A 13,280-nucleotide genomic window follows, 5' to 3' on the forward strand; every position below is an offset into this window, starting at 1 on the left:
TCGGCGGCCCGGGACCTCGGCGGCGGCATCCGGCCTGCCCGGTTGCCGCCGCCGAGGTGGTGGTCAGGCGGCCGGCAGGCCGCGGTCAGTCGGGCGACCGCGCCCGTCAGGTCGCCGGTGAGCAGCAGGTGGTCCGCCTCGGCGAACGGCTCGGTCCAGGTGCTCTGCAAGTGCCTGGACGTGACGTCGGGTTCGACCGCCGACGGCGCGAAGGTCCAGCTGTACACGTGCAACGGAACGGGCGCCCAGCAGTGGCGGTACGAGGCGGGCGGCGGGGACCTGGTGAACGTCCCGCCGGACACGTGCCTGGACGCCTCGGACCACTCGTCGGCGAACGGGACCCGCGCGCAGATCTGGTCGTGCACGGGCGCGGCGAACCAGAAATGGCAGCTGCGGTAGGACCGCGTGCGCGCATACACTCCGCCCCGGGGAGGGGTGGGCTGTATGCGTGGACGTGTACTGCCCGGAGGCGTGGTGGCGGTGGGGCTCCTGCTGCTCACCGGCTGCTCACCGGAGCAGAAACCGCTGGTCGCGGTCCGTCTCGACGCGGAGGGCACGGCACAGGTGCTGCTGAGGCCGTGCGACGGCGACGATCGGGTGCGCGGACCGCAGCTGGTGGTCACACCCGCCGGTGAGGAGCGGACCGGTGACAACGAGTCGGGCTGGGACGCCGACGGGCGCAACCGGATCGCCGACTTCCCCCTCTTCGCCCCGCCCGCCGAGTGGAAGGCGAAGGTCTCCGGGCCGCAGACGCTGCGGCCCGGGTACGACTACGACCTGCGCTTCGGCGATCCGGACAACACCTACGCGTACATCGGCGTCGTGCACTTCCGCGCCCCGTACCTCCAGGCCCTGGAGCCCGGCGAGGTCTGGGCGGACGACCGGGCCATGCCCCGCGAGGAGTTCGAGGAGCTCGCGGACGACGCCTGCTGAGCCGGTCGCCTCACTCCGTCGGTTCCACCCCGGCGCGCAGCAGGCCGAAGGTGTACGCGTCCTCCAGCGCCTCCCAGGACGCGGCGATGATGTTGTCCGCGACACCGACGGTGGACCATTCGCCCGTGCCGTCGCCCGTCGTGATCAGCACCCGGGTCGTCGAACCGGTGCCGTGGCGGCCCTCGAGGATACGGACCTTGTAGTCGATCAGCTCCAGCTTCGCGAGCTGCGGGTACATCTTCTCCAGCCCCACCCGCATCGCGCGGTCCAGGGCGTTGACCGGGCCGTTGCCCTCCGCGGTGGCGACGATGCGCTCGCCCTTGGCCCACAGCTTCACCGTGGCCTCGTTGGCGTGCGTGCCGTCGGGGCGGTCCTCGACGATCGCGCGCCATGACTCCGTGCGGTAGTAGCGGCGGGCGCGGCCCTCCGCCTCCTCGCGCAGCAGCAGCTCGAAGGACGCGTCGGCGGCCTCGTACGTGTAGCCCTTGAGCTCCCGCTCCTTGACGCGCTCCACGACCCGGCCGATCAGCTCCCGGTCGCCGCCGAGGTCGATGCCGAGCTCCTTGCCCTTGAGCTCGATCGAGGCGCGTCCGGCCATGTCGGAGACCAGCATGCGCATGGTGTTGCCGACCAGCTCGGGGTCGATGTGCTGGTACAGGTCCGGGTCGACCTTGATCGCGGAGGCGTGCAGTCCGGCCTTGTGCGCGAAGGCCGAGACACCCACGTAGGGCTGGTGGGTCGAGGGCGTCAGGTTGACGACCTCGGCGATCGCGTGCGAGACGCGGGTCATGTCCGCGAGTGCGCCCTCGGGCAGGACCTTCTTGCCGTACTTGAGCTCCAGCGCGGCCACGACCGGGAACAGGTTGGCGTTGCCCACGCGCTCGCCGTAGCCGTTGGCCGTGCACTGCACGTGGGTGGCGCCCGCGTCGACCGCGGCCAGGGTGTTGGCCACGGCGCAGCCCGTGTCGTCCTGGGCGTGCACGCCGAGCCGGGCGCCGGTGTCCGCGATGACGGTGGAGACGACGGCCTGGACCTGGGCGGGCAGCATGCCGCCGTTGGTGTCGCACAGCACGACGACGTCGGCGCCGGCCTCGTGCGCGGTGCGCACGACGGCCTTGGCGTACTCGGGGTTCGCGCGGTAGCCGTCGAAGAAGTGCTCGCAGTCCACGAAGACCCGGCGGCCCTGCTCGCGCAGGTACGAGACGGTGTCGCGGACCATCTCCAGGTTCTCGTCCAGCGTGGTGCGCAGCGCGAGCTCGACGTGGCGGTCGTGCGACTTGGCTACCAGCGTGATCACCGGAGCGCCGGATTCGAGGAGGGCCCTGACCTGCGGGTCCTCGGCCGCGGTCGTCCCGGCGCGGCGGGTGGCGCCGAAGGCGACCAGCTGGGCGTGCCGGAAGGTGATCTCCTTCTGCGCGCGGGAGAAGAACTCGGTGTCGCGGGGGTTGGCGCCCGGCCAGCCGCCCTCGATGAAGCCCACGCCGAAGTCGTCCAGGTGCCGGGCGATGGTCAGCTTGTCCGCGACCGTGAGGTTGATGCCCTCGCGCTGGGCGCCGTCGCGCAGCGTCGTGTCGAAGACGTGGAAACTGTCGTCGACGTGGGTGTCCTGGGCGTTGGTGGTCATGCTGTCCTGACTCCTGTCGGATGAGTGGCTCCGGAATGTCTGGCTCCACTTGCCCCCATCATCGCGTGCGTCTCGCCTTCAGCCGTGGGTGAGGCCGTGAAAACGAAAAAACCCCTCGCGGGTGCGAGAGGTCTGCGCGCGGGTCTGGGGCACGGTGCCGCCTGCCGCGGGATTGCTGTCCACGGGTCAGCGGTCACTGCGGACCGGCGCGCTGCTGCCGATAATCATGGCGAACGAGAGCACGGTGGCAGTCTGCCACAGGTGCCGACGGCACTGGACACACGTCTCACGATCCGGTCGCCCCAGCGTTCGGGGCGTGCCCCGCCATCGCCGGTGGGGCTCCGGATCCGCCCCACGGCCCCGGCCGGGACCGCTTCCGGCGGAGCTCCGGCTCTTGGACGCCGTCCACAGGCCGGCTTCCCGGTCCGGGCCGGGCCGGGCCGCGACGTCGCGCGCCGCGCACCGGCCCGGAGGGCCCGGCGGCCCTTTCCCCCCGGTGGGACAGGTGCTGGGGCCGGGCCGCGGCCCGCAGGCCGGCAAGTTCCCGGGCGAAGCCCAGATCGGACGCCGCCCGCGGGCCGGTGCCCGGGCCGGCCCCGCGCCTCGGCACGCCGGCACGAAGGGGCCTGCCTCCGGCGGCTGGCCCCAGTCCCCGGCCGAGGCCGCTCCCGCGCATGCCTCGGCCCGTCGGCAAGGAGGTTCCTGACGGCCCATCACCCCGGTTGGGACGGATGCTCCCGGCCGGCCCCCGCCTCGGCACGCCGGCAAGAGAGGCCGAACCCGACGGTGGCCGGCCCCCGGTGGACCGGGGCACGGGAGCACGGCCGCGGGCCGCATCGGGCGGGGCCGGGGCGCGACGTCGGGCGGCGGCTGCAGAGCGGGTGTCGGGCCGGGGCGGAGCCTCAGGTTCGGGAAGGGGCGGGGTCGGAGAAACACCCCCAGGGGCCCGTCAGGGCAGCAGGGTGTCCTCGATGAAGTCCCGGACGTGCGCGAGCACTTGCGCGCGCCCCGTGCCCGGTATCCCCACGGCGACGTGGACGCTGAAGCCGTCGAGCAGCGCCCGCAGCCGCGCCGCGAACCGGTCGGCGTCGACCGCGCGGAACTCGCCGCGCGAGACGCCCTCCGCGAGCAGGGCCACCAGGTCCCGGTGCCAGGCGCCCTCGATCGCGGCCTGCCGGCCGCGGGCGTCGGCGTCGGCGTTCTGCGAGCGGTTCCAGACCTCCAGCCACAGCGTCCAGTGGGGGTCGCGCGGCCCGTCGGGCACGTAGAGGTCGACGTAGGCGTCGAGCCGCTCGCGTGCGGGCGCCTGCCGGGACAGCAGCGCGCTGCGCTCGGCGCCGAGCTTGCCCTCGCTCCACTCCAGGGTCTGCAGCAGGAGCTCGTCCTTGGTGCGGAAGTAGTAGAGGAGGTGCCCGCTGCTCATCCCGACCTCGCGCCCGAGCCCGGCCATGGTGAGCCCTTCGAGCCCGCGCTCGGCGATCGTGTCCATGGCCGCGGCGAGCAGCGCCTCGCGCGGGGGCGCGACATTGCGGCGGCGGGGTGCGGGGGTCATGCGGCGACCACCGGGAAGGATGCGTTCACTCGTACGTTCTACCTGATCGTCCACCCGTACTCCGCCATCCGTTCCTTCAGGGCCCGGACCTCCTCCGGCGAGGCGCTGCCCGCGTCCGCGGCCACGTCCGCGAGGCCGGGCCCGGGGGCGGCCTCCACCACGGTGCCGAGCGACTCCTCGTCCGCGACCTGGCCCATGAAGCGACGCACCACGTCGTACGGGATGTCCCGGCGGCCCGCCTGCTCGTCGAAGCAGACGGTCGGCTCCCGCGGGGATCCTCGTCGGGCACGATCGCGGTGAGCAGGTGGGCGCCGCCCTCCCACAGTTCCAAGTGCCACGCGTCGTCGGGGACGGCGTAGAGGGACCGGATCCGGTAGGGGTCCGTCGCGGGTTCTACGGGTGGCATGGCCGCAGGCCGGCACGCAGCCCGCGGCCGTCACCAGCGAATATCAGACCTTCGGCTGCTGTTGCGTGATGCAGTGGATACCGCCGCCGCCCGCGAAGATCGCGCGGGCGTCCACGAGCGTCACCGTCCGGCCCGGGTAGAGCCGGCGGAAGATGCCCGCCGCGATCTCGTCCCGAGGGTCGTCGAAGGCGCACAGCACCACGCCGCCGTTGCAGACGTAGTGGTTGATGTACGAGTAGTCGACCCACTCGCCGTCCTCGTCGCGCAGCACCGTCGGCGCCGGGACCTCGACGACCTCGATCCGGCGACCCTTCGCGTCGGTCTGCGACTTCAGCAGCTCGACGTTCGCCTTGCAGATCTCGTGGTCGGGGTGGGCCGGGTCGGGCTGGGTGTGGGTGACCACGACGCCCGGGCCGGCGAACGCGGCCACGATGTCGACGTGGCCCCGGGTGCCGTACATGCCGTAGTCGCCGGTCAGGCCGCGCGGCAGCCAGATCGCCTTTGTGGTGCCGAGGCGGGCGTGGATCTCGTTCTCCACCTGCTGCCGGGTCCAGCCGGGGTTGCGCTCGGGGCCGAGCTGGACCGTGTCCGTGAGGAGGACGGTGCCCTCGCCGTCGACGTGGATCGCGCCGCCCTCGTTGACCAGCGGGGAGGCGTGGACGGGTACGTCCGCGAGGTCGGCGACATGGCGGGCGATCTTGGAGTCGTGTTCCCAGCGGGCCCAGTCCGCCGCGCCCCATCCGTTGAACACCCAGTCCACGGCGGCCAGTCGGGAGCCGTCGGTGACGAAGGTGGGGCCGATGTCGCGCATCCACGCGTCGTCCAGGTCCCGTTCGACGACCTCGATGTCCGGGCCGAGCAGGTCACGGGCGGAGGCCGACTGGCCCGTGCCCGCGATCACTGTGACCGGTTCGAAGCGGCGTACGGCACGGGCCACCGCGGCCCAGGCGGCGCGGGCCTCGGCCAGCTCCCCGTCGTCGGTGAACGTGGGGTTGGGGCCGGGCCAGGCCATCCAGGTGCGCTCGTGCGGGGCCCATTCGGCCGGCATGCGGAAGGTCACGTCACGTCCTAAAGGAAGTAGAGGCGGTTGAGGGAGATGGAGTCTGCGGGCTCGGAGCGGATCGGGTCGCCGTCCAGCGTGACCAGCCCGGTGCCGCCGTCCACGGAGACGTCTCCGATGCGGGAGTTGAGGAGCAGGTCGCCGGGGCCGATGCCCCGCGTGCCGCGTACGGCCACGCGGCGCCGGCGGGTCGGCATCAGGTCGGCGCCCAGGTCGACGGCCGCCTGGGCGACGAACGCGACCGAGATGTCGGCGGGGGTGGCCCCGTACGCGCCGAACTGGGGACCGAGCACGAGCGGTTCGCAGGTGTCGGTGGCGGCGTTGGGGTCGCCGACGACTCCGTACGCCGGGAAGCCCGACTTCAGCACCAGCTGCGGCTTCGCGCCGAAGAACTCCGGCCGCCACAGCACGATGTCGGCCATCTTGCCGACCTCGATGGAGCCGATCTCGTGCGCGAGGCCGTGGGCGATGGCGGGGTTGATGGTCAGCTTGGCCATGTAGCGCAGGACGCGCGCGTTGTCGTCGTGCGCGCCGTCGCCGTCCAGGGGGCCCAGCTCGGCCTTCATCTTCCCGGCCATGGCGAAGGTGCGGCGCACGGTCTCGCCCGCGCGGCCCATGCCCTGCGCGTCCGACGAGGTGATGCCGATCGCGCCGAGGTCGTGCAGGACGTCCTCCGCGCCCATCGTCCCGGCCCTGATCCGGTCGCGGGCCATCGCCGCGTCGCCGGGCAGGTCGGTCTTCAGGTCGTGGACGGAGACGATCATGCCGTAGTGCTCGGCGACCGCGTCCCGGCCGAAGGGCAGGGTGGGGTTGGTGGAGGAGCCGATGACGTTCGGCACGCCCGCCATCTTGAGCACGTTGGGCACGTGTCCGCCGCCGCAGCCCTCGATGTGGAAGGCGTGGATCGTACGGCCGTCCAGGACGCGCAGCGTGTCCTCCACGGACAGGCATTCGTTCAGGCCGTCGCTGTGCAGGGCGACCTGGACGTCGTGCTCCTCGGCCACCCGCAGCGCGGTGTCCAGGGCCCGGGTGTGGGCGCCCATGTCCTCGTGGACCTTGAAACCGGACGCGCCGCCCTCCGCGAGGGCCTCGACGAGCGGAGCCGGGTCGGAGGAGGAACCGCGGGCGAGGAAGCCGATGTTGACGGGCCAGGCGTCGAAGGCGTTGAACGCGTGCTTCAGCGCCCAGGGCGAGTTGACGCCCACGCCCCACACCGGGCCGAACTCCTGGCCGATGACGGTGGTGACACCGGAGGCGAGCGACGCCTCCATGATCCGCGGCGAGAGCAGGTGGACGTGGGTGTCGACGGCGCCCGCGGTCGCGATCAGCCCCTCGCCGGAGACGATCGAGGTGCCGGTGCCGACGACGACGTCCACGCCGTCGAGGGTGTCCGGGTTGCCGGCCCGGCCGATGGCGTGGATCCGGCCCTCGCGGATGCCGATGGAGACCTTGCGGATGCCCTGCACGGCGTCGATCACCAGCACGTTGCTGATCACGACGTCGCAGGTCTCGCGTACAGCGGCCGCCTTGAGGTGCAGGCCGTCGCGGGCGGTCTTGCCGAAGCCGGCCAGGAACTCGTCGCCGGGCTTCTGGGCGTCCGACTCGACGCGCACGACCAGTCCCGAGTCGCCGAGGACGACCCGGTCCCCGGCGCGCGGGCCGTGCACGGAGGCGTACTCGTGGGGGTCCATGCGGCGGGGTGCGGGCCGGTCGTGGTCGTGGTGCCTGGTGGGCCTGCTCATCGTGTCGCTCCTTCCGTGCCCAGGTAGCCGCAGGCGGCCGCCCTGCGCAGGGCTTCGTCCTTCGCGCCGGGCGCGTCCAGCGGTCCGTCGACCAGGCCCGCGAACCCGATGGCTATCCGGTCACCGCCGATGGGCACGAGGCCGACCTCCGCCTCGCCGCCCGGGTCGAAGCGGACGGAGGAGCCGGCCGGCACGGCGAGCCGCATGCCGTAGGCGGCGGCCCGGTCGAAGCGGAGCCGCGGGTTGGCCTCGAAGAAGTGGAAGTGCGAGGTGACGCTGACCGGCACGGGCGCGGTGTTGCGCACGCTGAGGACGACCTCCGGCTCGGTGTCCGGGTCCGCGGGGCCGGGGATCACGGCCCCGGGCGCGCTCTCCCCCAGCCCGCCGCCTCCGATGGGGTCGGAGACGACCGCGAGCCGGGAGCCGTCGTCGAAGACGGCCTCGACGTGGACCTCGGTGACGACGTCCGCGACGCCGGGGAGGACGTCGTCGGGACCGAGCACCGAGCGGGCGGCCTCGATCGCCTCCGCCAGCCGCCGCCCGTCGCGGGCGGCCTCGCAGACGGTGTCGGCGATCAGCGCGGTCGCCTCGGGAACGTTGAGCCGCAGTCCGCGGGCGCGGCGGGCCCGCGCCAGCTCGGCGGCGCCGAACAGCAGCAGCCGGTCGCGCTCGGTCGGGGTCAGTCTCACGTCACCACACCTCCAGATTTGAGTGCCACTCTAACAAGCACCCGCCATCGAACGAAACCATTGACTTACACCCCGGTATCGCTCACATTGAGCAGCACTCAATTAGAGCAGCACTCAAACAGCGAGCAAGAGGGGCAGCCTTATGCCGGTGGAGCAGCGCGGAGTCGACACCATTCCCGAGCCGGAGCGCACCAGCACCCCCAGGGATCTCATATCGATCCTCCTTGGGTCCAACCTCTGCCTGGGGGTGATCGTCTTCGGCTGGCTGCCGGTCTCCTTCGGCCTCGGCCTGTGGCCCGCGGTCACCTCCGTGGTGGCGGGCACCGTCGTGGGCGTCGCGTTCACCGCACCGCTCGCCCTCGTCTCCCTGCGGACCGCGACCAATCTGTCGACGTCCAGCGGCGCGGCCTTCGGCGTGCGCGGCCGGCTCGTCGGCTCGGTGGTCGGCCTGCTGCTCTCGCTCGGCTACACGGCGCTGACCCTGTGGATCGGCGGTGACGTGATGCTCGGCACGCTGGCCCGTATCGCCGGCGTGCCCACGGGCGGCGTCGCGCACACCGTGGTGTACGCGCTGCTCGCCGCCTGCACGGTGGTCGGCGCGGTGTACGGCTACCGGCTGCTGCTGCGGATGAGCCGGATCCTCGCGGTCGGAATGACCGTGCTACTGCTGATCGGCCTGGTCGCGTACGCGCCCGATCTGACCACCGCCGCCCCGCCGGACACCCCGTACCTGCTCGGCTCGTTCTGGCCGACCTGGCTGCTGTCCGCCGTCGCCGCCGGTCTGAGCGGCCCGATCGCCTTCATCACCCTGCTCGGCGACTACACCCGCTACATCTCGCCCGAGCGGCACAGCCCGCGCAAGGTCCTGCGGGCGACCTGCCTGGGCCTGACGGCCGGTCTGCTCGTGCCCCAACTCTTCGGTACCTACACGGCGCTGGCCGCCCGCGCCGGACTGGACTACGCGGGACCGCTGGTCGCCGCCTCCCCCGCCTGGTACCTGATCCCGCTGCTGCTCGCCGCCGCGGCCGGTTCGGTCGGCAACGCCGGTCTGATGCTGTACTCGATGGGCCTCGACCTCGACGCGATCCTGCCGAAGGCGACGCGCACCCGGGCCACGCTGGTCGTCGCCGTCGTCGCGACCGGATTCGTCTTCGCCGGCCACTTCGTGTGGGACGCTCAGTCCGCGATGACGTCGTTCGTGCTGCTGCTGACGGCGATCGGCACGCCGTGGGCGGTCATCACGCTGACGGCCCACGTCCGTCTGGGTGGCGCGTACGACGCGGAGGCGCTCCAGGTCTACAACCGGCGTGCGCGCGGCGGCGCCTACTGGTTCCGCGCCGGCTGGCACCCGCGCGCCACGGCGTCCTGGGCGCTGGGCGCGGTGGTGGGTCTGGCGGCCGTGTCCACCCCGCTCTACGAGGGCCCGCTGCTCGCCCTGACCGGCGGAGTCGACTGCAGCTTCATCCTGTCGGGCCTGGTGGGCGGCATCGCGTACGCGGCATCCGGCTCCCGTACGCAGCAGGCCCCGCAGCCTGCGGTGCAGGGTGCGGGGCCCGGAGCCTGAGCCGGCCCGTTCCGGAGGAAGGACCTAGCCGAGCTGGTGCGTCCAGCCGTGGACGTCCTCGGCCTTGCCCGTCTGGATGTCCAGCAGTGCCTTGCGCAGGGTCATCGTGACCTTGCCCGGCTCGCCGTCGGACTGCGTCCACTCGCCGCCCGCGGACTTCACCCTGCCGACCGGGGTGATGACCGCTGCGGTGCCGCAGGCGAACACCTCGGTGAGGGTGCCGTTCTCGGTGTCGGCCCGCCACTGGTCGATGGAGACGCGGCCCTCCTCCGAGGTGTAGCCGAGGTCCTTGGCCAGCTGGAGGAGCGAGTCGCGGGTGATGCCCGCGAGCAGCGAACCGGTGAGCTCGGGCGTGATGATCCGGTCGCCGTACACGAAGTACAGGTTCATGCCGCCCAGTTCCTCGACCCACTTGTGCTCGACGGCGTCGAGGTAGGCGACCTGGTCGCAGCCCTTGGCGGCCGCCTCGGCCTGGGCGAGGAGGGAGGCCGCGTAGTTGCCGCCGGTCTTGGCGTCGCCCATGCCGCCCGGGACGGCGCGGACGCGGTCCTCGGAGAGCCAGATCGAGACGGGCTTCACGCCGCCGGGGAAGTACGCGCCGGCGGGGGAGGCGATGACGATGAAGAGGTACTCGTTGGCCGGGCGCACGCCGAGCCCGACCTCACTCGCGATCATGAACGGACGCAGGTAGAGCGACTCCTCGCCGCCGTGCGCCGGCACCCACGCCTTGTCCTGCTCGACGAGCGCGTCGCAGGCGGCGATGAACAGGTCCACCGGCAGCTCGGGCATGGCCAGGCGGCGGGCCGAGGACTGGAAGCGCTTGGCGTTGGCCTCGGGGCGGAAGGTGACGACCGAGCCGTCGGGGCGGCGGTAGGCCTTGAGCCCCTCGAAGATCTCCTGCGCGTAGTGCAGGGTCATGTTGGCCGGGTCGATCGACAGCGGCGCGTACGGGACGAGCTCGGCGTCGTGCCAGCCGCGGCCCTCGGTCCACTTGATCGTCACCATGTGATCGGTGAAGTGCCGGCCGAATCCGGGGTTGGCCAGGATCGCCTCACGCTCCGCGTCGGACAGCGGATGCGAGGAGGGCTTGAGCTCGATCGTGGGCGTCGTCATGAGTGCAGTGTCCTTCACCGGTTGTCAGTGGCGGACCGCGTCCACGCCGACTGCTTGGACGTCCGAGCATTGCCGGCCGACACGGTCCACGTTCGATTATCGCGCGTGGGGAACCGGTCAGGGAGGCGTGGGTGCGGCCCAGGGTTCGATGGTGGCACCCGGTGGCCGCACAGGAAAAGCCGCCGGGCGCGGTGGGAATGCGACCCGGCGGCTTCTGGGGGGTCCGGGGGACGCCCCCGGAACGTTGGTCCGGCGGGTCAGCTCGCTACTCGTACCGCGAGCGCGTCGCCGATCTCGTCCGTCGTGCGGACCTTCTGCGGGGTGCGCTCGGCCAGGTCGGCGGCGACCGCGTCCTCGATGCGGACGGCCTCGTTCTCGTAGCCCAGGTGCCGCAGCAGCAGGGCGACGGACAGGATGGTGGCCGTCGGGTCCGCCTTGCCGGTGCCCGCGATGTCGGGCGCCGAGCCGTGGACGGGCTCGAACATCGACGGGAATGCGCCCGTCGGGTTGATGTTGCCGGAGGCCGCCAGGCCGATGCCGCCGGTCACGGCAGCGGCGAGGTCGGTGAGGATGTCACCGAAGAGGTTGTCGGTGACGATGACGTCGAAGCGCTCCGGCTGGGTGACAAAGAAGATCGTCGCGGCGTCGACGTGCAGATAGTCGGTCGTGACCTCGGGGTACTCCTGGCCGACCCGGTCGAAGATGTTCTTCCACATGTGGCCCGCGTACACGAGGACGTTGTTCTTGTGGACGAGCGTCAGCTTCTTGCGAGGACGGGCCTTGGCCCGCTCGTACGCGTCACGGACGACGCGCTCCACGCCGTACGCGGTGTTGACGCTGACCTCGGTGGCGACCTCGTGCTCCGTGCCGGTGCGCAGGGAGCCGCCGTTGCCCGTGTAGGGGCCCTCGGTGCCCTCGCGGACGACGACGAAGTCGATGTCCGGACGGCCGGCGAGCGGGGTCGCGGTGTTCGGGAAGAGCTTCGACGGACGCAGGTTGACGTAGTGGTCGAAGGCGAACCGCAGCTTCAGCAGCAGGCCGCGCTCCAGCACGCCGGACGGCACCGACGGGTCGCCGATGGCGCCGAGCAGGATCGCGTCGTGGCCCTTGAGGGAGTCGAGGTCCGCGTCGGGGAGGGTCTCCCCCGTGCGGTGCCAGCGGCGGGCGCCGAGGTCGTACTCCTTGGTCTCCAGCTTCACATCCTGCGGGAGGACGGCGGCAAGGACCTTCAGGCCCTGCGCCACGACCTCCTGGCCGATGCCGTCACCGGGGACTACTGCGAGATTGAGGCTGCGAGACATGTCGGCACCCTACTCCCCGTCCCATTGATTGACACGGCGCGTCCGCCATATGGACAGGCGTGTCGGGGCGGGATCGTCGCGGATCAGTGGCCGGTCGAGCCGCCGTTGTCCCGGCGGTCGAGGGCGCGCTGCAGGGCTGCGGCGGCGTTCTTGCGGTCGGCTTCGCTCGTACGGGCGGAGTGACGGACTCGGCGGACGGTCGCAGCGGTCATGATGATCGACTCCTTGGAATCAGAAGAGATTTCGAAGGCGCCGGAAGAGGCGGGGAGCGTGCCGCAGGGGTTGCCTGCCTCGGGCACGGGCTCACGGCCGCCATTCGCTGGATCGAGCGAGACGTTCGGCTCCTACAAAGCTAGGACAGCCGCGCGCTCCTGTCTCCACAATTACTCGGACTTCCTACTATCTGAGACGGCGCACCATCCCTACCTAGGTTGCTTCCCTACCTAGCTGGTGATCAAATACAGGCATGGCCGCAGACCGCAGATCCAGCTGGCTCAAGGGCGTACTCGACCTGCTCGTCCTGTCCTGCCTCACCGACGGCGAGAGCTACGGATACGAGATCTCGAAGGCGCTCGCCGAGGCGGGTCTCGGGCAGATCAAGGGCGGGACGCTCTACCCCGTACTGAACAGGCTCGAGGAGAACGGTCTGGTGGCGGCCGAGTTCCGGGCCGCCGGGCGCGGGCCGGGGCGCCGCTACTACCAGCTCACCGACGAGGGGCGCACCCGTCTCGCCGCCGAGACGGCGAGCTGGCTCGAGTTCCACACCGCTGTGCGCGCACGGCTGACCCCGCCGTGACCCGCGCGCCGCGGAGACAAGTCCACCAGGGGGAAACCATGACCGACGCCCCGTCGGCGTGTTTCGACACACTGTCAGCCGCCCTGCATATCCGGGGAGTTCCGCCGGAGCACATCGCGTCCACCGTCGCGAAGCTGCGCGCCCATCTCACGGAGACGGGCATGATGACCGTCGCCGTGATCCTCGGCGCGTACTACACGCGACACCTCGCCTTCCCGGTGGCCGTCGGCATGCTGCGCGGCGAGAACACGGGGAAGATGCTGGTCGCCGCCTGACTGTCGGAGACCCACGCGCCCGGGACGGTCCTGGTCGGCGGCTTGCCGCCCGGGCGCGCAAGGGCATGAGAACCGCCCCCGTCCTGGCTCGGGGGTCCAGGAGGGGGGCGGTGTCCGAAGGGGCCTGAGATCAGCCCATGTGCGGGTAGGTGTAGTCGGTCGGCGGGACCAGGGTCTCCTTGATCGCGCGGGTCAGCGTCCAGCGCATCAGGTTCTGCGGGGCAC

13 protein-coding genes and 1 pseudogene are annotated in these 13,280 nt (G+C 71.8%); 5 read left to right on the forward strand and 9 right to left on the reverse strand.

Translation table 11 applies throughout. The annotated features are described in order from the left end of the window. Positions 1–144: 144 nt before the first annotated feature. A pseudogene (locus ACF08N_RS30850) lies at positions 145–399 on the forward strand (ricin-type beta-trefoil lectin domain protein); the annotation flags it as partial. 45 nt (positions 400–444) lie between these two features. Continuing rightward, positions 445–933 (forward strand): hypothetical protein, encoded by a 489-nt coding sequence (locus ACF08N_RS30855; protein WP_392327999.1) that lies wholly within the window; start codon positions 445–447, stop codon positions 931–933. A 10-nt stretch (positions 934–943) separates the two neighbouring features. On the opposite strand, the gene cimA is transcribed toward ACF08N_RS30855, so the two are convergent. From cimA to ureA, 6 genes are all read right to left on the reverse strand, one after another. Next, a complete protein-coding gene (gene cimA, locus ACF08N_RS30860; protein ID WP_392328000.1) occupies positions 944–2,557 on the reverse strand; it encodes a citramalate synthase in 1,614 nt (537 codons plus the stop codon). A gap of 949 nt (positions 2,558–3,506) precedes the next feature. Then, on the reverse strand, positions 3,507–4,109 hold the full coding sequence (locus tag ACF08N_RS30865; RefSeq protein ID WP_392328001.1) for a TetR/AcrR family transcriptional regulator: 603 nt from the start codon (positions 4,107–4,109) through the stop codon (positions 3,507–3,509). A gap of 38 nt (positions 4,110–4,147) precedes the next feature. Further along, positions 4,148–4,321: a hypothetical protein gene (locus ACF08N_RS30870; RefSeq protein WP_392328002.1), complete on the reverse strand. Its 174-nt coding sequence runs from the start codon at positions 4,319–4,321 to the stop codon at positions 4,148–4,150. Positions 4,322–4,558: 237 nt separating this feature from the next. Beyond that, positions 4,559–5,575 (reverse strand): agmatine/peptidylarginine deiminase, encoded by a 1,017-nt coding sequence (locus tag ACF08N_RS30875; RefSeq protein ID WP_392328003.1) that lies wholly within the window; start codon positions 5,573–5,575, stop codon positions 4,559–4,561. A gap of 8 nt (positions 5,576–5,583) precedes the next feature. After that, positions 5,584–7,317: an urease subunit alpha gene (locus ACF08N_RS30880; protein ID WP_392328004.1), complete on the reverse strand. Its 1,734-nt coding sequence runs from the start codon at positions 7,315–7,317 to the stop codon at positions 5,584–5,586. Then, positions 7,314–8,006 (reverse strand): urease subunit gamma, encoded by a 693-nt coding sequence (gene ureA / locus ACF08N_RS30885; protein ID WP_392328005.1) that lies wholly within the window; start codon positions 8,004–8,006, stop codon positions 7,314–7,316. Before ureA ends, ACF08N_RS30880 begins: the two co-directional genes overlap by 4 nt. A gap of 142 nt (positions 8,007–8,148) precedes the next feature. Here ureA and ACF08N_RS30890 point away from each other — a divergent pair, with 142 nt between their 5' ends. Further along, positions 8,149–9,570 carry a cytosine permease gene (locus tag ACF08N_RS30890; protein ID WP_392328006.1) on the forward strand — a complete coding sequence of 474 codons (1,422 nt, stop codon included), beginning with the start codon at positions 8,149–8,151 and terminating at the stop codon, positions 9,568–9,570. A gap of 24 nt (positions 9,571–9,594) precedes the next feature. Here ACF08N_RS30890 and ACF08N_RS30895 read toward each other — a convergent pair whose 3' ends face one another. From ACF08N_RS30895 to ACF08N_RS30905, 3 genes are all read right to left on the reverse strand, one after another. Further along, on the reverse strand, positions 9,595–10,683 hold the full coding sequence (locus ACF08N_RS30895; RefSeq protein ID WP_392328007.1) for a branched-chain amino acid aminotransferase: 1,089 nt from the start codon (positions 10,681–10,683) through the stop codon (positions 9,595–9,597). Positions 10,684–10,940: 257 nt separating this feature from the next. After that, positions 10,941–11,984 carry a 3-isopropylmalate dehydrogenase gene (locus ACF08N_RS30900; RefSeq protein ID WP_392328008.1) on the reverse strand — a complete coding sequence of 348 codons (1,044 nt, stop codon included), beginning with the start codon at positions 11,982–11,984 and terminating at the stop codon, positions 10,941–10,943. Between the two features lie 83 nt (positions 11,985–12,067). Then, on the reverse strand, positions 12,068–12,196 hold the full coding sequence (locus tag ACF08N_RS30905; RefSeq protein ID WP_392328009.1) for a hypothetical protein: 129 nt from the start codon (positions 12,194–12,196) through the stop codon (positions 12,068–12,070). 254 nt (positions 12,197–12,450) lie between these two features. Here ACF08N_RS30905 and ACF08N_RS30910 point away from each other — a divergent pair, with 254 nt between their 5' ends. Both ACF08N_RS30910 and ACF08N_RS30915 read left to right on the forward strand, forming a co-directional pair. Then, positions 12,451–12,780: a PadR family transcriptional regulator gene (locus tag ACF08N_RS30910; RefSeq protein ID WP_392328010.1), complete on the forward strand. Its 330-nt coding sequence runs from the start codon at positions 12,451–12,453 to the stop codon at positions 12,778–12,780. A 38-nt stretch (positions 12,781–12,818) separates the two neighbouring features. Then, positions 12,819–13,055: a hypothetical protein gene (locus ACF08N_RS30915; protein ID WP_392328011.1), complete on the forward strand. Its 237-nt coding sequence runs from the start codon at positions 12,819–12,821 to the stop codon at positions 13,053–13,055. Positions 13,056–13,280: the final 225 nt, after the last annotated feature.

Origin of the sequence: Streptomyces sp. NPDC015127, assembly GCF_043080095.1 — a bacterium.
Lineage (GTDB): Bacteria > Actinomycetota > Actinomycetes > Streptomycetales > Streptomycetaceae > Streptomyces.

What these genes read in the sequence shown, in the direction of transcription:
- ACF08N_RS30855 (WP_392327999.1), top strand. Translation starts at nt 445, where the DNA reads ATGCGTGGACGTGTACTGCCCGGAGGCGTGGTGGCGGTGGGGCTCCTG.
- ACF08N_RS30890 (WP_392328006.1), top strand. Translation starts at nt 8,149, where the DNA reads ATGCCGGTGGAGCAGCGCGGAGTCGACACCATTCCCGAGCCGGAGCGC.
- cimA (WP_392328000.1), bottom strand. Translation starts at nt 2,557, where the DNA reads ATGACCACCAACGCCCAGGACACCCACGTCGACGACAGTTTCCACGTC.
- ACF08N_RS30905 (WP_392328009.1), bottom strand. Translation starts at nt 12,196, where the DNA reads ATGACCGCTGCGACCGTCCGCCGAGTCCGTCACTCCGCCCGTACGAGC.
- ACF08N_RS30900 (WP_392328008.1), bottom strand. Translation starts at nt 11,984, where the DNA reads ATGTCTCGCAGCCTCAATCTCGCAGTAGTCCCCGGTGACGGCATCGGC.
- ACF08N_RS30915 (WP_392328011.1), top strand. Translation starts at nt 12,819, where the DNA reads ATGACCGACGCCCCGTCGGCGTGTTTCGACACACTGTCAGCCGCCCTG.
- ACF08N_RS30865 (WP_392328001.1), bottom strand. Translation starts at nt 4,109, where the DNA reads ATGACCCCCGCACCCCGCCGCCGCAATGTCGCGCCCCCGCGCGAGGCG.
- ACF08N_RS30880 (WP_392328004.1), bottom strand. Translation starts at nt 7,317, where the DNA reads ATGAGCAGGCCCACCAGGCACCACGACCACGACCGGCCCGCACCCCGC.
- ACF08N_RS30910 (WP_392328010.1), top strand. Translation starts at nt 12,451, where the DNA reads ATGGCCGCAGACCGCAGATCCAGCTGGCTCAAGGGCGTACTCGACCTG.
- ACF08N_RS30895 (WP_392328007.1), bottom strand. Translation starts at nt 10,683, where the DNA reads ATGACGACGCCCACGATCGAGCTCAAGCCCTCCTCGCATCCGCTGTCC.